The sequence below is a fragment of the Rhizobiaceae bacterium genome (genome assembly GCA_023953835.1).
In the GTDB taxonomy this organism is placed as follows: Bacteria; Pseudomonadota; Alphaproteobacteria; order Rhizobiales; family Rhizobiaceae; genus Mesorhizobium_G.
In genome coordinates this window covers 43035-60392 of the sequence record JAMLJB010000002.1, presented here as the reverse complement: position 1 = coordinate 60392, position 17358 = coordinate 43035, and the positions used below count along the sequence as shown (strand labels likewise).

The following is a 17358-nucleotide window of genomic DNA, read 5'->3' as shown; positions in this document are numbered from 1 at the left end:
AGCTCATGGCCTCAAACGATCATCGGATGCCCCTCAAGTCGGTCGTCTCGTGGGTGCGGCGCCTGACGGACTACGCTGTCGTTTTGATATTCGCCTTCATGGTCGTGTCGGTGATGCTTGAGGTCGTCGGCCGATACCTCAACATAACAATCAGTCATTCCGTCGAAACGGCGACGTTTGCGCAGATATGGCTCACGACAATCGGCGCCAGCGTCGCATTGCGACATGGCTCGATGTTCGCACTCGATACCTTCACACGGCACCTCGGACTCCGCCTTGCCCGCGCCATGAGCGTCGTCATCGCCATTTTGGGAATCCTGCTCGTAGGGGTTCTCTTTTACGGCGGCGTCATTCTGACCGAAGGCGGATTTCGCCAGACATCGCCGGTCCTCCAGATGCCGATGTGGCCCATCTTCATTGCCCTTCCGATTGGCATGACCCTGTTGTGCCTTGAGATCGTTCTTCAGGTCTTCGAAAAGTGGAACGACCCATTTCCCGGCAATGAAGAGGAACTGTCGTGATCGTCCTCGGCGTTGGTTTCTTCTTCTTCATCCTTATCGGAGTGCCGGTCGCTTTCGTGTTTGGACTCGCCGCCCTCGGCGCGGTGATTCAATCGGACCTTCCCCTGGTCGTCATCGCGCACAGGTTCTTCGCGGGCCTGAACAATTACACATTGATGGCCATCTCCTTTTTTCTCCTGACGGGAATGCTGATGGAGGCGGGCGGGCTGGCCCGCCGCATCATCGATTTCGCAATGGCCCTTGTCGGTTGGGTTACGGGCAGCCTGATGATGGTGGCCGTTCTTGCCGCAACGGCCCTTGCCGCAATGTCGGGGTCGGGAAGCGCCGATACGGCTGCCGTGTCTGCGGCCCTTCTGCCGGAAATGAAGCGTCGAAAATACAATATCGACTTCTCTGCAGCGCTCATCGCGACGGCCGGCACGCTCGCCCAGATCCTTCCGCCAAGCACGATGCTGGTGTTGATCGCCGTGACAAACAACCTGTCTGTTTCGGCACTCTTTCTGGGAGGTGTCTTTCCCGGTCTCCTGCTCGTTCCCGGACTTCTCTGGCTCGCATGGCGGCATGCCAGGAAGGGAGGTCCGAACTATGCGGCAACCCAGAGTTTCAGCATTCAGGAAGTCGGCAGGACTTTCGTGAACGCATTGCCTGCGCTCGGCCTCGGCGTGGTCATCAGCGGCGGTATCTTCTCCGGCCTTTTCACGCCGACGGAAGCCGCGGCGGTGGCGGTCTTCTATACAGGGCTCGTCGGCTATTTCGTGTATGGAGAACTGAAGCTCAATCAAATACCCGGCATCGTTTTGAGGGCCGGCGCAATCTCCTCGGGGATCATGTTTCTCGTGGGCGGCGCGATGATTTTCAACTGGCTGATGGCCACCGAGGGCGTTCCCGAACTTGTCGCATCCTGGTTTGTGGGCAACATCGATCGTCCGTGGGTATTCCTGCTCCTGATGAACATCTTCCTGATGATCTTCGGCATGCCGATGGAGAGTTTCGCCATGATCCTTCTCCTCAGCCCGATATTCATCGAAGTCGCGCAGTCATACGGGCTGAACCCGGTCCATGTTGCCGTGGTTTTCGTGTTCAACAGCGTGATCGCCATGATCACGCCGCCCTTTGGCGGAACGCTTTTCGTATCGGCGATGGTGGCGGGGCGCCCGATCTCGGCTGTGACGCGCCACGTGTACTCAATGTGGGCCATGATGACGGTCGTTCTGCTGATCGTCACCTACTTTCCTGAAACGGTGTTGTTTCTCCCGCGGCTGAGCGGTTTCTAGAGCGCTTTGCGCCGCGATGGCGGGAATGAAAGAGCGCCGGGATGGCGGACCGTCAGCGTGGTTGCTCCTGCGGGGTTCGTTGCGCCGCTTTGCGCCAGCACGCCGCGCAACTCCTCCTGAAACATGGTCGCGACATGGTGAGGACCCTTCTCGCCAATCGCCGCTGCGCCGAGCAGGAATGCCCGCCCGGCAAAGGTGAAGTCGGCGCCAAGGGCGAGATATCGCAAGACGTCGAGTCCCGATCGCGCGGAGCCGTCCGCCATTATGGTCAGCTTCTTTCCGGTTCGCGCCTTTATGGCCGGCAGCACGTCTATGGCCGCCGGCGCCGCGTCGAACTGACGTCCGCCATGGTTCGACAATATGACGCCATTCAGTCCGATGCCGGCGGCTTGTTCGACATCGTCGGGATGCTGCACCCCCTTGACGATCAAGGGTCCCTTCCAGATATCGCGCATCCGCGCAACGAGTTCCCAGGTGATTGCGCCGGCCATCTTTTCGTAGACATATCTGGCGCTATCGGCCGCACTGGCGCCGGCTTCGAGATATGGAGCGAAGTTGGCGAATTTCGGCTGTCCTTGGCGCAAGGTGGCCAGAGCCCACAACGGCGCCTTCGCAACGTCGATAACCGTTCTCATGCTCGGCCTGAAGGGCACCACAAGCCCGTTGCGCACATCACGCACGCGCTTCTGGCGAGCAGGCGTATCGAGTGTCAGCACAAGTGCGTGCGCGCCAAGCGCTTCGGCGCGCCGCGCAAGGTCTATCGAAACCTTGAAGTCATCGTGAGGGACTGCATAGAGTTGAAACCAGAACACATCCGGCGCGATCCGGGCGATGGTCTCCATCGGAACGTTGGAAACGGTCGAAAGAACGTAAGGTATGCGCGCCTTTTGGGCGGCACGCGCAATCATCGCATCGGCAAGCGGCCAGATAAGGCCGGTCATGCCGAGGGGCGAGACGCCAACCGGCATCGAATAGGATCGACCGAAAAGCGTCACATCGGTCGAAACCGCTTTCATGTCGATGCCGTAGCGCGGCACGATTTCGATTGCATCCATGGCCGCTCTGTTGCGGATGAGCGCCTTGTCGTCGCCGACGCCGCTGTCGACATAGTCGAAGGCAAAGCGCGGAATTCGGCGCGCAGCCTTCTTTTCGAGATCTGCAATCGTTGGATACCGGCGCTTCAAACGCGCGGCTTCGCTGTCGAGCGCACCGGCGCCCCAACCTCGCAACTGCGGCTTTGCCGCGGGACCCGTTTCGGTGTGGGACGACTTGGCCTGCATCAGCTATATCGCCGTGAAACGATCCGGATCACATGACGAAATGTCCTCGCCGGGTGCGCGACCCTGTATGCAATCCGCCGCCAGCCGCGCGGTCAGCGGGCCGAGTGTGTAGCCGGCATCGCCCGGAATAGCGAAATACAGCCCGGAAACCGACGGAGCCGCGCCGATGACGCCGCATCCGTCGACACCCGTATTGATGCCTGCCCAGGTGCGTATGACACGCAGGGGCGACAGCTGCGGAATGATGTGCTGCGCGAGCGACAGGTTCCCCACCATGCTGGACAGTTTCACGACCGGAATCCTGCCCGGTGCGCCAAGCTCTGCCGGCCATCCGCCGCCGATGACGGCCTGCCCGCTGCCGAGCTGTTTCAGCGTGATCGGGCGGTTGGCGTGCTGAACCAGATGCGTGATGAACGGCGCCGTTCCTTCGGTGATATTCATGTGCAGCGGGTCGGCGCGGGTTGGTACGTGAACGCCCAGCTGGGCGGCCAGCGCCATGCTCTCATAGCCTGCCGCCAGCACCACCTTGCCCGCCTTGATCTGCCCGCGCGCGGTGGTCGCTCGAAACCCGGCCTTGTCGGCTGTCAGCTGGAGGACGCGCTCTTCGGCAAGGCGGACGGCCCCATGGGTCTTTCCCCATGCGCGGATGGCCTTGTTGGCAAGCAGCGGATTGACTTTTCCCTCATGCGCGCACAGTTCCGCTCCTATGACCGCCGGACCGAGATAAGGCGCGATGCGGTCCAGACTTGCGCGGTCGAGAACGTCGACTTCAAGGCCAAGCTCGGCTTCGCGCTTCGCCTTCTTCGCAAGGAAGTCGAGCTGCTCCTGGTTCTCGGCAATCATCAGGCCGCCATTGACCTTGACCTCGCAATCGGCGCCGAGTTCCTTCTGAAAATCGGACCAGTAAGCCGCCGCGCTCTTGTAGAGGCCAAGTGACGCCTCGAGCCGGTGCACGAGGTGGGGAAACCGTTGCAGGAAAATGCTTTGCATCTGGACATGCAGGCTGCCCGCATTTGCCGTCGTGCCGCCTGCCCAGCCTGAATCGACGACTGCGACATCCAGACCCTCTTTTGCGAGGAAACCCGCCAGGCACGAGCCGACGATGCCGCCGCCAATGATGAGGATGCCAATCTCCGGCAAATCCGGATGGGCAACGGTCGGTTCCGTTCCGGTCGGCCCGGTCATGGCTTTGCTATCCGTGCGATATCCGCGATGCAGACAGGCTTGACCGGCATTCGCGGCGCGAAACGAACGGAGTCGTCGGGGGGTTGCCCTTTGCTTGCCGCAACCAGTTCGGACAGTATCGGGCCGCAATAGCGTCCCTGGCAGGAGCCCATTCCCGCGCGCGTCGCGCGCTTCAAATCCCCGATCGAAGGGTTTTCCGATTTGAGAACGTCCTGAATCTGGCTAACCGTCACTTCCTCGCAGCGGCACACGATGGTGTCCGGGGAAGCAAGGTCGATTTTCGGGCGTGGCGCGGCATAAAGCTCCCACAGAGCAGCCTGGAAGCGCTGATGTCTGGAAAGGTTGCGCCTCTCTTGATCCAGTTCATTCGATGGGGGAGGGGCGTGGCCGAGATCTTCGGCAACGGCCCAGCCGGCGATCCGGCCATTGCTCAGAGCTACCCGCGCGCCGCCGAGCCCGGTGCAATCGCCGAGGCTGTAGACATTCTCGACGCTCGTCCTGCACTTGTCGTCGAGCACGGCCACGAACTGTCCGCGCTGCGAGTCGAAGACATGTTCGCAACCGAGCGCCCGCAGGATTTCATTGGATGGCTGGAACCCGTACCCAAGGCAGACAGTGTCGACCTCAAACGTCCGTGTTCCGGTCTTTCCTGCGTCGGGATAGCTGGAGACCTGCACGGTCAAGCCGTTTTCCGAAGGCGCTATCCGGGTGATGGCGGAACCATAGACAATGGGTACGTCCGAAAGCCGGGACCGATAGCGGAGGCCGTCTCTTACGAGGCGCGGAGCAGCGGCAGCCATCCGCGACAAGGCCGAAATCGATTTCAGCAGCGGCATCTCTGCAAGCTCGACAACGCCGGCGATCTCCGCCCCGCCGTCTTTCAACTCGCTGGCGACCTGCATGTTCAACGGACCGTTTCCGGCAATCAGGATTCGCGCACCCGGCAGGCGTCGATAGCTGCGCCAGAGCGTTTGCGCCGCGCCGGTCGTCATGACGCCGGGCAGCGTCCAGCCGGGCACCGGCACTCCCCGTTCGTAGGCGCCGGTGGCGACGACCAGCCGCTGCGGGCTGAAGCGGCGGATAAATCCCGCTTCCGTCGCAACGAGATCGTTCGGTCCAAAGGCGCCCCACACATCCATATTGTTGCGGATCTCGACGCCCAGTTTCAGGGCGGTCTCGATCAGCCGCCGGCCTTCGAGATGCTGCCTGTCGGGAGGCGCGACATCGCGCCCATCGACCAGCACCTGCTTGAAATATTGACCGCCGGGTGCCGGGCGCTCATCGGCAACCACGACGCGTGCGCCGGAGCGGCGCGCGGCGATGGCCGCGGAAAGGCCTCCGGGTCCCGCGCCGATCACCAGTACTTCGGGAGATTCCTCCGGCACATCGTCGATAAGCTTGAACGGCTGACCTTCGGCTACCGCGGGCAGGGGGCGTCCGAATATCTCGCTTTCCACGCTGACGGACTTCTCCAGCTTGGTCATGCAGGCGCGCTGGTTCGGCTTGCCGTCGACATTGACGAGGCAATCCTGGCAAACGCCCATGCCGCAGAAGATGCTTCTGGCATGGCCCGTCCGGGTTTGTCGGAAATCCGTATATCCGGCGCCCATCAACGCGGCCGCCAGGCTCTCGCCGTAACGCCCTTCAAGCGATACACCATCGAAGGTAAACGGAACACGATCGCTCACGTCAACCGCCTTGAGCCTCGGAATTTAGACCCATTTCAACCATCTGATCTTATCCTCCCGCAGCCCGCCAAAGCCGGTTATTCGGGTTCCTGTCAACGCTTTGGGGAGCTTTCGGAACACCAACCAGATACTGTAAATCACGATAGTCGATTGTCAGACAGTTGGCAATCTGGCAATCATGTGGCATTAGCATATTGCAGCGATATTTTCTGCTGCGCGGTTCTCGATGGCCTCACACCATTTCAATCGCTTTTATGAGTTCATGACTTTGGAAAGGGACACAAAGTGCTTGCACTTCTGGCAGATCACGTCGCCTTGGTCACTGGCGGCGCGCGTGGAATCGGTCGCGCAATCGTTGACACGTTTGCACAACATGGCGCGCGCGGGATCGTACTGGATACGAGTGCTGCGCTCGATGGAGTGTCGCTCCCGTCTTCTTTTTCGGGGCGCGTGGCGGATGTAACGAATGAGAGCGAGATTTCGGCTGCGGTCCAGCACTCGGTGAGTTCATTCGGCCGCCTCGACGTGGTCGTTGCCAATGCGGGAATCGTTCCTCCCTGGCGCGAGACGGACGGCCTCGACTTCGAAGAGTGGGACAGGGTTTTCGCAGTGAATTCGCGCGGGGTTGCCGCCACGATCAAGCATGCCGTTCCTGCGATGATGAAGGACGGAGGATCGATCATAGCCACCGCTTCGATCAACATTCTGGAGCCTCACGGACGACAGCTCGCCTATACGTCATCCAAGCATTCGGTGATGGGGATCGTCCAGTGCGCGGCGCTCGATCTTGGCCGGTACAATATTCGCGTGAATGCCCTGGCGCCCGGACCGGTTGCCACGACCGCAATGAAGGAGCGTCTTCGCTTCAGGGCAGAGCAGGCGGGCAGGACCGAAGAGCAGGCCCTGCAGGAACTCGCCGCGCAGTCGCCGCTGAACCGCATCGCGACGGAAAGCGAAATCGGAAAGGCAGCGCTGTTCCTCGCTTCGGACCTGTCGAGCGGAATAACCGGGCTGTTGCTGCCCGTCGATACAGGACTGAACGTCGGGTAGCGAAGTTCGTCAATCCAACCGAGTGCAGACATAGAGACCGATATGGAAGACCTGAAGGGCAAGGTTATACTGGTATCCGGAGCGTCGAAGGGGATTGGCGCGGCAATCGCTCGGGGACTGGGCGCCGCGGGCGGTTCGGTGATCATCCACTATTCATCGGATGAAGCGGGGGCCGTGGAAACCGGCAGGGACATTCCCGATGAACGCAAATTGCTGGTCAGGGCGGATCTTCACGATCTGTCGGCCGCGAAGGATTTGTGGCGGCAGTCGGTCGACTGGAAGGGCAAGGTCGACGTCTTCGTCAACAACGCCGCGATCATGCTTGAGAATGGAAGCGTGGACGCCGATGACGAAACCTGGGATGAGGTTTGGAACGAAACCCTGCAGGTCAATGTTCTGGCTTCGGCCAGGCTGCTTCGCGATGCCGTGCGTCATTTTCGCGGAAATGGCGGGGGGATCATCGTCTCCATGTCGAGCTGGGCGGCACAGCGCGGATCCCACAATCCGGGAGCCCTCGCATATGGCGCGTCGAAAGCCGCAGTCAAATCGCTCACGCAAAGTATTGCGCACAGTTGTGCGCGGGAGAACATCTTTGCCTACACTATCGCACCGGGGCTGGTTCATACCCAGATGTCGGAAGTTTTCTTGAAAAGCCAGGGCGGCAAGGAAAAGATATTCCAGGGATTGGCGATGGGCGAATGGGCAGAGCCGCAGGAGCTGGGCGATCTGGTCGTCTTTCTCGCTTCCGGCAAGGCGAGATATCTGTCGGGAGCAACACTTGACTTCAATGGTGCGAGTTACATTCGATAGAGGGAAATGCGCGGTCAATCAGGTGTTATCATTGGAATTTATCAGGCATCTGCGCAGTCCGAAGGTCTTGGCGTGCGCTGCCGAATGTGAGATATGGCCACAGATCCCTTGCAATTTGAGTCCGGACTTTCGGCGTCTCCGCGACCAAGACGCCGAAGCAGACCGATAGCGACTGGAAAGCAACGTTTATGAGCTATACCCAGGAAAAAGAAAACGAAGAGCCCGACCCTCTGCCCAAGTTCGACGTCGTGCTCCCGATGACGCGGCGCGCCCAGGTCGCCGAAACCTTGCGCAATTTCATCCTGAGCGGCCAGCTTGCTCCGGGGACGCAACTTGTCGAAGCGAAGCTTTCCAGTCGCTTCGGTGTGAGCCGGGGGTCAATCCGCGAGGCGATCTGGGAATTGATCGATCAGGGCCTGCTTGTGAACAGGCCTTATGCCGGAGCCTTTGTCGTCAGCCTCGACGATCGAACGATGAGCGAGGTCTTCTCTGTCCGCGGGGCCATAGAACGTCACGCATTCACCCAGCTTTGGTCGAGTCGTGATGCCCAGTTCCGCAAGGAGTTCGGCGATCGCTGCAAGACGCTGGTCAAGGCGATCCGAACCGGTGACAACGTGGAGGCCATCAAGGCGGAGATACGGTTCCACAGCTATCCCTACGAGTTTTCCAACAACACCGTGCTGCTCGAAGTCTGGGAACAACTGTCGCAGAAGATTCACCTCAGCTTCGTGATGAGCCAGGCTTCCGTGCGCGGCCTGGACTTTGTGGAAGAAGCGGAACGCTATTATGCGGTTGCGATTGGCGACAGCCTTGACGAAATGCTGGCCGAGATCGACCGACATCTTGAGCTTGGGCTTATCGCGGTGAAAAGGTCGCTCGAAACGGGCCCATTCCGCCTTCACGGGGCGTGATCGCGAATTGCCGCGTTCCGCCCCCCAAGGAGCTTCGGAAACGAACCTCCTTACGCACCTGACTGCGAGACGAAGCGCGTATTCACATAGGCTTCGATGCCCTCGCTGCCGCCTTCCGCGCCATACCCTGAGTCCTTGATGCCGGCAAAAGGCGTTTCCGGCAGCGCAAGGCCGTTCTGGTTGATGCTGATCATCCCGGACTCCACCCCGTTGGCAATGTCGATCGACGTTTTCGCGGATCGCGTAAAGGCATAGGCAGCCAGACCGTAGGGAAGTCTGTTGGCTTCACCAATGGCGTCCTCCAGACCGTCGAAGCGCGACATGAGCGCAATCGGCCCGAAAGGCTCGAGGTTCATCGCCGTTGTTTCAACCGAAGCGTCGGTGATGACGGTGGGCTTGAAAAAATACCCCTTGTTGCCGGAGCGCTCTCCGCCCGTCCTGACTTTCGCGCCTTTGGCTATCGCGTCCTGGATCAGGCTCTCCATGGCTGCAACCCGTCGGTCGTGGGCAAGCGGTCCCATCTCGGTTGATTCATCCATGCCATTGCCGACCTTCAGTTTCTCCGCCTTGTCGACAAAGGTGGAAACGAACTGATCGTAGACGTTTTCCTGAACGATGAATCGTGTCGGCGCGATACAAACCTGACCGGCGTTGCGATATTTCGCGGCCAGAAGCACGGTCACCGCCTTGTCGACGTCCGCGTCGTCGAACACGATCGCGGGCGCGTGGCCGCCCAGTTCCATCGTGACCCGCTTCATGTGCAGGCCCGCAAGCGACGCCAGTTGCTTGCCAATCGCAGTCGATCCGGTGAATGACACTTTCCGGATGTCGGGATGCGTGATCAGGTACTCCGAAATTTCCGCGGGCGCTCCGAAGACAAGGTTGATCACACCGTCCGGCATGCCGGCATCGAGGAACGCCTGAACCAGTGCCGCAGCGCTTGCTGGCGTCTCTTCGGCCGCCTTGATGATGATCGAGCAACCGCCCGCCAATGCGGCGGCGAGCTTCTTGATGATCTGGCTTATGGGAAAGTTCCACGGGGTAAATGCCGCTACCGGCCCCACCGGCTCTCGAAGCGACAACTGATAGATGCCTTCTGCCCGCGCCGGAATGACGCGTCCGTAAACGCGCCGGCCCTCCTCCGCAAACCATTCCGTCATGTCTGCGGCGGTCAGGGTTTCGAGTCTGGCCTGGGCCAGAGGCTTGCCCTGCTCGGTGGTCATCGCCCGCGCGATGTCCTCGGTCCGTTCCCGAATGATGTCCGCGGCCTTGCGCATGACCTTGCTTCTTTCGAAGGCCGATACACGGCGCCAGACCTGAAACCCTTTCACGGCTGCTGCAACGGCCTGTTCAAGATCGGCTTTTTCGGCCTTTGCCACCCATCCGATTGTTTCCTCTGTCGCGGGATTGAGAACGGGGATCCTGCCGCCTCCGCTTCCCTCGCTCCAACGACCGCCAATGTGGAGTAAAGTGTCTTGATACGTCATTGCTGTAAGGCTTCCATTTTCATGACCAAGGGCCGCCGGCTTTCAAGGGATGCCGGACTATTGATTTGCGAGTTCGCGCAGCGTCGGCATGGCGGCCTCCAGGCCGCGCGCATACCGTTCCACGCCTTCGTCGATCTCTTCGCTCGTGATTGACAATGGCGGCGAGAAGGACGTGACGTCAATGAACGGCAATGGTCGCACGAGCAAATTTTCGTCCATTGCCTTGCGCGCGACGACACGGTGGGGATAAGTCCCCGCACTGAAGAAGCGACGTGTCGCCTTGTCGGCCACGAACTCGACGGCCAACATCAATCCTTCACCACGAATGTCTCCGACATAGGGGTTGTCGGACAGCCGCTCCGTCAGACGGGCGTGGAAATGCCTACCCATCTTCGCCGAGTTCTCGACCAGCCTTTCGCTCTTCAAAAGACTGATATTGGCCAACGCGACCGCGCAGCCGACCGGGTGGCCCGAATAGGTGAAGCCGTGCATGACAGGCCCCGTCTTGGCGGAAGACGCGCTGAACACCTCCCAGACGCGCTCTGAAATCAGATTGGCCGAGAGCGGAAAATAAGCGCTGGTCACGCCCTTGGCGAGGCTCACGATGTCCGGTTGCAGATCGTAGTGGCCGGTACCGAACCACGAGCCGAGCCGGCCAAATCCTGTGATGACTTCGTCGACAATGAACAGGATGTCATTCTCGCGCAGGATGTCCTGAACGGCCTTGAGATAGCCCTTGGGAGGAAGCACGACACCGCCGGTTCCCATGACCGGTTCGGCAATGAAGGCAGCAATCGTATCGGCGCCTTCCCGCGAAATGATGTCCTTGAGATTGGAGATCAGCCGGTTCGTAAAGGCGGCCTCGTCCTCTCCCGGCCGGCTGAAGCGGTAGTAGTGGGGACAGTCGGCGTGGATCACCCCGTCTTGCGGCAGGTCGAATGCCGTATGATAGAGCGGTATTCCCGTAAGCCCGGCAGCGGCATAGGTGACACCGTGATAGGCGCCGATCCGGGATATGAATTTCTTCTTCTTCTCGCGGCCAAGCAGGTTGTTGTAATAGCGGACCAGCTTGTATGCGGTGTCGTTCGCGTCCGACCCCGACGTTCCGAAGAATGCCCTGGTCAGATGTCCCGCCCCGGTGGTTTCGTGAAAAAGTGAAAGCAACTGGTCGGCAAGATGGATTGCCGATTCGTGCGACGCCGATCCGAACAGGTGAAAATAGCTGAGATCCCGCATGGCTTGCGCTGCGGCGTTCGCAAGCTGCTCGCGGCCATACCCGACATTGACGCACCACAATCCGGCTCCGAAATCGATCATTTCGCGACCGTGCTCTCCCCTGACGGTGACCCCGGACGCGTCTGAATAGATGATCGGACCCGTCTGCTCATGCAGCATGATCGAGGTGCAGGGATGCATCAGCGTTTGCCGGTCCAGTTCCTCCAGCGACAGATTTGAACCCGGAAGTGCTGACATTCGGTCTTCTCCTGACGTGCATCCATTGATTGCAGCGAGTGGCGGTCGCTGAAGATTCGTACTCTCAAATGTCACAATAGCGCTTGCACGATCGTCCGACAATCGACTAGGATGGATTTGTCGTTATTCTTTTGGGATAGCGATGCCAACGCCTGAAGGATCGGACCCAGACCGAGGCTCTGGCGGTATCTTCAGTTGCGGTGCGGAGGTGATACCAGTCGAGGAGAAAGTTGCTGCATGACGCTCGCCTGCGTGCGGTGGGAGACTGCACGGGCGCCGACAGTCAGACAAATTGGATTGCCTATAGTTTCGACCTAACCAGAAGGGACAGGACAATGCAGAAGTCAAAAATAAAGACCATCTTTCCGATAACGCGCCGTGGCGCGCTTCAGGGCATTGCGGCAGGAGGCGCAGCTGCCGCACTATCGACAATGACTTTTGGCCGACACGCCAGCGCGCAGGAAGCGACGCTGCGTTGGTGGTCGCCGCAATCCTCGCCGGCTCAGCTTGAGGCCTACAAGTTGCAGATCGCGGGATTTGAAGCAGCCCATCCCGGTGTCAAGGTTCTGTTCGAGCCGACGTCCGACGAGGCTTACCCGGCCCAGATGGCCGCGGCCTTTGCCAGCGGACAGGTTCCGGACCTCGTGACCCATATTCCTTCCTTCTCTGTCGCCAGCTACTACGCGCAGGGGCTTGTCGAGCCGTTTGACGATGTGATCAAGGCGATCGGACCGGAGAAGTTCTTCCCGGGCGCCAACAAGACGTATGAAGCGGCCGATGGGCACTTCACGGGAACCGGCATCGGCAATACCGCGTCGGACAACCTCTGGGTCCGCAAGGATCTCATGGAAAAAGCTTCCATAGCCAAAATTCCGGACACCTGGGATGAATTGCGTGAAGCCGCGAAGAAGATGCAGGGCGGCGGAATCTATGGCGCGCCGCTGCCATTTGCCAGAAACAGCGCCACGGCCTTTGTCGTCACCACCCTTATCCATGGCGCGGGCGGGCAGCTTTTCACGCCCGACCTCGAAGTTGCGATCGACAGCGACGCAACCGCGAATGCGCTCGAGTTCTACGCGTCGATGCGCGAATTGTGCCCCCCGGGCGCGACCGGCTACAGCTGGGGTGAAATGATCACCGCTTTTGTCAGCGGTGCGACGGCGACCGGGTACTATGCGGGCCGCGTGCTGGCCAATGTCAACGCACAGAACCCCGACATAGCCGACAAGATCACCTGCGTTCAGTACCCGACCATATCGGCGGACGTGCCGAAGAAAACGCTCAACGATTTCCCGAGCGTTTTCATTCCGAAAGGCACCAAGAATCTCGAAATGGCAAAGCAGTTTGCCGCCTACCTGTTCGAGCCGGAAGGATACATCAAGCAGCTGCTTGCGGCTCCCGGCCACATCCTGCCTGTGCTCGAGCCCATAGCCCAGAACCCGGCTTACACGTCGAACGATATCATCAAGCGGTATCCTGCCGAGGTGGAGCAGATGACGGTCAACGCGGCAAAGGGCTACAATATGGGCTTTGAAAGCCCTGAGCATAAGCCGAACACCAAATCCGTCGACATCATTTCCAGTGAGGTTCTTTCGGAGATGGTGCAGCGCGTGGCGCTGAACGGAGAAGACAAGAAGGTCGTGATCGGCGACACTGCCAAGAAACTCGAAGCCATCATGAAGTCCTGACGATCATCTCCCGGTGACTTGCGACGGATCTGAATTTGTCCGCCGCAAGTCGCCGGGAATGCCTTGATGTGCCCGAATGAGGCTTTTCCATGCCGTCTTTGACAGGTGAGACCGCGCGCTTGACGAAGGGATGGTCCTTGTCCCGGCAATACTCGGCGCTCGGCATGTTGCTGATATTGCCGACATTGCTGACATTCCTGCTGGTGATTGTTTATCCGCTTGTTTACGCGGTCTATCTCTCTTTCTTTTCAATCTACACGCCAACCCTGCAAGGCGAATGGGTCGGTCTTGAAAACTATCGCCGGATGCTGTCCTCCAGCGAGTTCTGGACCTCATTGAGGACAACCATCGTCTGGACGGTGAGCACGCTGACGCTCCAGGTGGTCGTCGGCATCCTGATGGCCCTGCTGCTCAACCTGAAATTCCATTTCCAGTCGCTTGCGCGCAGCCTCGTGCTGTTCCCGTATTTCGTTTCGACGGTTGTGGCCGTCCTCATCTGGCGGTGGATGTTCAACGACGTCTACGGAATTCTCAACCGGGCCCTGCTTGCCAGCGGCTTGTCCGACATGCCGCTGGACTGGATCGGCTCCATGCCGAACGCAATGATCAGCGTGGTCCTCGTCGGCACGTGGAAATATTTCCCCTTCGTTGTCATCGCGGTGCTCGCACGGCTCCAGACCATTCCGTCCGAACTCTATGAAGCGGCGCGGATCGACGGCGCAAATGCGTGGTCACGCTTCTGGGACATCACGCTGCCCCAGCTTTGGGATGTGCTGGTCGTCATCATTCTCCTGCGCACCATCTGGGACTTCAAGGAGTTCGACCTGATCTACCTCCTGACCGGAGGCGGCCCGGTCACGTCGACGCAGACATTGCCGCTTCTGGTCTACAAGCAGGCCTTCGGCATGAACGCCATGGGCCAGGCATCGACCTATGCGATCGGCATATTGGTCGTGCTGCTGATCTTCATGGTCCTCTACCTCTATCGGACGCAGGGCAGGGGAGGGCAGGACGCATGAGAGAGGACAGCGCGCGCAGCCGATTCCTGATCAGCCTCATTGTTTGGCCGATCATCCTCATCATCGTCTTTCCATTCATCTGGATGGTCCTGACGTCGATAAAACCGCAGACCGAACTCTTCCGGATTCCACCGAGCTTCTGGCCGACGAGGATCACCTTCGAACACTACGCGACGCTGTTCGAACAGACGTCGTTCCTGAAGTACATGCGAAACTCCATTATTCTATCGACGATGACAACAGTCGTCGTGATCGTAATCGCGGTCCTTGGCGCATACAGCCTTACACGATTCATATATCCGGGTCGTGAACGGATAGCGACCCTCGTCCTGCTCACATATCTTCTTCCTTCGGTTGTTCTCGTGCTTCCGCTCTACCTGATGATGGTAAGGATCGGCGTTGCAAACTCGCTTTTCAGTCTCGTCATAGCATATGTGAGCTTTGCGCTGCCCTATGCGCTCTGGCTTCTGCGTTCGTTCATGGCGAGCATGCCGGAGGACCTGGAGTCGGCGGCCCTCGTCGATGGCGCGAGTCGCCTTGGCGCCTTCTTCGACATCGTGCTTCCGCAGACACTGCCGGGAATCGTGTCCACGGCCCTGTTCACGTTCATTGCGGCGTGGAACGAGTATTTCTACGCACTCATTCTGGTGAACACGGATGAGGCGCGCCCCGCAACCACCGGCGTGATTTCCATGCTGGTGACATCCTTCAATATCGAATGGTCCCTGTTGATGGCGGCATCCGTAGCGATGAGCCTGCCGTTGATCATCATTTTCATGTTCCTGCAGGGCTTCCTGTTGCGGGGATTTGCCGGAACGGGAGTCAAGGGCTGATGAAGCGTGGCCTGGAAACAACGAACGACCAGCAATCGGCGTGGGGAATTACCCTCGACAAATTGCACAAGCAGTTCGGCAGCGCCGTTGCAGTGAACAAGCTGGATCTCAAGATCGAGCCGGGCGAGTTCGTCAGCCTGCTGGGACCCTCCGGCTGCGGCAAGACGACAACGCTTCGCATGCTCGCCGGGCTTGAATTTCCAACCAGCGGATCGATCAATTTCGGCGAAAGGGACGTGACGAATGTCGCGCCTGCACAGCGCGACATCGCAATGGTGTTCCAGTCATATGCGCTCTATCCGCATATGACCGTCGCCGACAATATTGCCTATCCGCTCAAGAAGCGGGGCGTGCCGAAGGCGGAACGACCGGCGATGGTCGAGTCCGTGGCGCGCCTTCTGCAACTGGAACAATACCTAAACCGCAAGCCGCGGCAGCTTTCCGGCGGCCAGCAGCAGCGCGTTGCGCTTGGTCGGGCGCTCGTGCGCAAGCCGGCGATATTCCTGCTGGACGAGCCGCTTTCAAATCTGGATGCCAAGCTTCGCGCACACATGCGGGCCGAACTGATCGAGCTGCATCGCAAGATCGGCAAGACCATGGTCTATGTCACGCATGACCAGCTTGAAGCGATGACCATGTCGACGCGGATCGCCGTCATGAACAAGGGCAATCTTCAACAATTCGCCACGCCGTCCACAATCTATGAAGCCCCGGCAAATGTCTTTGTAGCCGAGTTTATCGGCACCCCCGCGATGACATTGCTGGATGCGGATCTTCATTGGACCGGCAAGGGGCCCGAAGTCCGGTTGGGTCCGCTGACGATCCCGCTCGAAGCAAGTCACGTTGAGCGCGAAAGCCGCGATCCACTTGCCATCAAGCTCGGCATCAGGCCAGAGGACATTTACCTCGATGACAAGGGTTTCCCCGCGACGGTCAAGCTGATCGAGCCGACCGGTCACGAGAGCATCGTCCAGCTATTGGTTGCGGATGCGCTGATCACGGCGCGCGTTCCCGCACATGTCCATCTTGAGCAGGGCCAGGGCGTCCGCGTCGCATTTCGCAGCATGCGCCTTCACCTGTTCGATCGGGCGTCCGGCTGGCGTTTGCCGGCCAAGGAGCCGTGACGGGTCAAATCGATCCGGTGCCGCGCTCCGGTTATTCCAATGGGGATCCTCCCACCTCTAGAATGTTAGGAGACTGAAAGTGGATAGAAACAGTATCGATTGGGCGGGTTCATTTCCGGCCATGACAACGCCCTTCGATAAGAATGGTAAGATTGATGAAAAGGCTTTTGTCGCGAATCTCGAGCGGCTTATCGCTGCCGGATCGGACGGGTTTGTCGTTGCCGGGTGTACCGGCGAATTCTGGACGCTGAGCCACGAGGAGCGCAAGCGCTACTACGAACTGGCAGTCGAGGCCGTGGCCGGTCGAGTGACGTTGATCGTCGGAACCGGGGCCGTCACCGTCGAGGAAACGGTTACCTTGACAAACATGGCGACGAAGGCCGGGGTCGACGGCGTCTTGATCCTCCCGCCCTACTTCGTGAAGCTGACCGACGACGAGATATTCGCCCACTACAGCGATGTCGTGAGCCGCACCAAGGTGCCGATCCTGCTTTACAACATCCCCGGCAATGCCGTGAACGCCTTGTCGCCACAGCTTGCCAACAGGCTTGCCGACCTCGATACGGTTGTCGCGATCAAGGAAAGCTCGGGCGACTGGAACAATTTCTACTCCACGCTGATCACGGTTGCCGACAAGATCCGCGTGTTCTGCGGACCTTCTTCCGTATATGGCGCTCCAGCGATCCAGCTTGGTGCCGACGGTTTCGTCGATTGCTTTCCGAATGTCTGGCCTGATGTGGGCCGCCCCCTCTTTGAGGCCGCCAAGAGCGGTGACAAGAAGCGCGCTGCCGAATTGCAGAAGATCGGATGCCTCCTGACCGAACTTCTGACTTCAGAGGGCCGCACGCTTTATCCCGCGACCAAGTCGGCAATGGATCTGATGGGCTTTCCGGGTGGCGGAGATCCGCGGCCTCCGCTGCGTCCGTTGGGAGAGGAACAGATTCAGGGGCTTCGCAAGGGCCTGATCGAACTCGGCTTGCTCAAGGCATAGATTCGTCACTGCATCGCAAGGAGA

At 59.6% G+C, this 17358-nt stretch carries 15 protein-coding genes; 10 read left to right on the top strand and 5 right to left on the bottom strand.

Annotated elements, in window-relative coordinates:
* The first annotated feature begins 26 nt into the window (after window positions 1-26).
* Window positions 27-521 carry a TRAP transporter small permease gene (locus M9924_18105; GenBank protein MCO5066310.1) on the top strand — a complete coding sequence of 165 codons (495 nt, stop codon included), beginning with the start codon at window positions 27-29 and terminating at the stop codon, window positions 519-521.
* Window positions 518-1795 (top strand): TRAP transporter large permease, encoded by a 1278-nt coding sequence (locus tag M9924_18100; protein MCO5066309.1) that lies wholly within the window; start codon window positions 518-520, stop codon window positions 1793-1795. Before M9924_18105 ends, M9924_18100 begins: the two co-directional genes overlap by 4 nt.
* Here the strand turns inward: M9924_18100 and M9924_18095 are convergent.
* Genes M9924_18095 through M9924_18085 form a run of 3 tightly spaced genes read right to left on the bottom strand, consistent with a single transcriptional unit; the run spans window position 1792 to window position 5948 of the window.
* Window positions 1792-3075, bottom strand: a complete 1284-nt coding sequence (locus tag M9924_18095) for an alpha-hydroxy-acid oxidizing protein (protein ID MCO5066308.1) — start codon at window positions 3073-3075, stop codon at window positions 1792-1794. The two genes, M9924_18100 and M9924_18095, sit on opposite strands and share 4 nt — an antisense overlap.
* 3 nt (window positions 3076-3078) lie before the next feature.
* Window positions 3079-4260, bottom strand: coding sequence for an FAD-binding oxidoreductase (locus M9924_18090; GenBank protein ID MCO5066307.1), 1182 nt, complete (start codon window positions 4258-4260; stop codon window positions 3079-3081).
* Window positions 4257-5948: an FAD-dependent oxidoreductase gene (locus M9924_18085; protein MCO5066306.1), complete on the bottom strand. Its 1692-nt coding sequence runs from the start codon at window positions 5946-5948 to the stop codon at window positions 4257-4259. Before M9924_18085 ends, M9924_18090 begins: the two co-directional genes overlap by 4 nt.
* A gap of 285 nt (window positions 5949-6233) precedes the next feature.
* Here M9924_18085 and M9924_18080 point away from each other — a divergent pair, with 285 nt between their 5' ends.
* From M9924_18080 to M9924_18070, 3 genes are all read left to right on the top strand, one after another.
* Window positions 6234-6998, top strand: coding sequence for an SDR family oxidoreductase (locus tag M9924_18080; GenBank protein ID MCO5066305.1), 765 nt, complete (start codon window positions 6234-6236; stop codon window positions 6996-6998).
* Between the two features lie 42 nt (window positions 6999-7040).
* On the top strand, window positions 7041-7808 hold the full coding sequence (locus M9924_18075) for an SDR family oxidoreductase (GenBank protein MCO5066304.1): 768 nt from the start codon (window positions 7041-7043) through the stop codon (window positions 7806-7808).
* 188 nt (window positions 7809-7996) lie between these two features.
* Window positions 7997-8719 carry a GntR family transcriptional regulator gene (locus M9924_18070; protein ID MCO5066303.1) on the top strand — a complete coding sequence of 241 codons (723 nt, stop codon included), beginning with the start codon at window positions 7997-7999 and terminating at the stop codon, window positions 8717-8719.
* Window positions 8720-8769: 50 nt separating this feature from the next.
* On the opposite strand, the gene M9924_18065 is transcribed toward M9924_18070, so the two are convergent.
* Together M9924_18065 and M9924_18060 are read right to left on the bottom strand one after the other, a co-directional pair.
* On the bottom strand, window positions 8770-10206 hold the full coding sequence (locus tag M9924_18065; GenBank protein ID MCO5066302.1) for an NAD-dependent succinate-semialdehyde dehydrogenase: 1437 nt from the start codon (window positions 10204-10206) through the stop codon (window positions 8770-8772).
* 57 nt (window positions 10207-10263) lie between these two features.
* The gene (locus M9924_18060; GenBank protein ID MCO5066301.1) at window positions 10264-11679 is read right to left on the bottom strand and encodes an aminotransferase; all 1416 of its coding nucleotides are present in this window, start codon (window positions 11677-11679) and stop codon (window positions 10264-10266) included.
* A gap of 335 nt (window positions 11680-12014) precedes the next feature.
* On the opposite strand from M9924_18060, the gene M9924_18055 reads away from it, so the two are divergent.
* The 5 genes from M9924_18055 (at window position 12015) to M9924_18035 (ending at window position 17334) form a co-directional block, all read left to right on the top strand.
* A complete protein-coding gene (locus tag M9924_18055) occupies window positions 12015-13367 on the top strand; it encodes an extracellular solute-binding protein (protein ID MCO5066300.1) in 1353 nt (450 codons plus the stop codon).
* Window positions 13368-13456: 89 nt separating this feature from the next.
* Window positions 13457-14386 (top strand): sugar ABC transporter permease, encoded by a 930-nt coding sequence (locus M9924_18050; protein MCO5066299.1) that lies wholly within the window; start codon window positions 13457-13459, stop codon window positions 14384-14386.
* Complete coding sequence (locus M9924_18045; protein MCO5066298.1) at window positions 14383-15219, top strand: carbohydrate ABC transporter permease; 837 nt, start codon at window positions 14383-14385, stop codon at window positions 15217-15219. Before M9924_18050 ends, M9924_18045 begins: the two co-directional genes overlap by 4 nt.
* A complete protein-coding gene (locus M9924_18040; protein MCO5066297.1) occupies window positions 15219-16343 on the top strand; it encodes an ABC transporter ATP-binding protein in 1125 nt (374 codons plus the stop codon). Before M9924_18045 ends, M9924_18040 begins: the two co-directional genes overlap by 1 nt.
* Window positions 16344-16422: 79 nt before the next feature.
* Complete coding sequence (locus tag M9924_18035) at window positions 16423-17334, top strand: dihydrodipicolinate synthase family protein (GenBank protein ID MCO5066296.1); 912 nt, start codon at window positions 16423-16425, stop codon at window positions 17332-17334.
* The last annotated feature ends 24 nt before the right edge of the window (window positions 17335-17358 follow it).

Coding starts and splice junctions, on each gene's coding strand:
- M9924_18065 (MCO5066302.1), bottom strand. CDS start 10,206: ATGACGTATCAAGACACTTTACTCCACATTGGCGGTCGTTGGAGCGAG.
- M9924_18060 (MCO5066301.1), bottom strand. CDS start 11,679: ATGTCAGCACTTCCGGGTTCAAATCTGTCGCTGGAGGAACTGGACCGG.
- M9924_18090 (MCO5066307.1), bottom strand. CDS start 4,260: ATGACCGGGCCGACCGGAACGGAACCGACCGTTGCCCATCCGGATTTG.
- M9924_18045 (MCO5066298.1), top strand. CDS start 14,383: ATGAGAGAGGACAGCGCGCGCAGCCGATTCCTGATCAGCCTCATTGTT.
- M9924_18055 (MCO5066300.1), top strand. CDS start 12,015: ATGCAGAAGTCAAAAATAAAGACCATCTTTCCGATAACGCGCCGTGGC.
- M9924_18040 (MCO5066297.1), top strand. CDS start 15,219: ATGAAGCGTGGCCTGGAAACAACGAACGACCAGCAATCGGCGTGGGGA.
- M9924_18105 (MCO5066310.1), top strand. CDS start 27: ATGCCCCTCAAGTCGGTCGTCTCGTGGGTGCGGCGCCTGACGGACTAC.
- M9924_18070 (MCO5066303.1), top strand. CDS start 7,997: ATGAGCTATACCCAGGAAAAAGAAAACGAAGAGCCCGACCCTCTGCCC.
- M9924_18075 (MCO5066304.1), top strand. CDS start 7,041: ATGGAAGACCTGAAGGGCAAGGTTATACTGGTATCCGGAGCGTCGAAG.
- M9924_18095 (MCO5066308.1), bottom strand. CDS start 3,075: ATGCAGGCCAAGTCGTCCCACACCGAAACGGGTCCCGCGGCAAAGCCG.
- M9924_18050 (MCO5066299.1), top strand. CDS start 13,457: ATGCCGTCTTTGACAGGTGAGACCGCGCGCTTGACGAAGGGATGGTCC.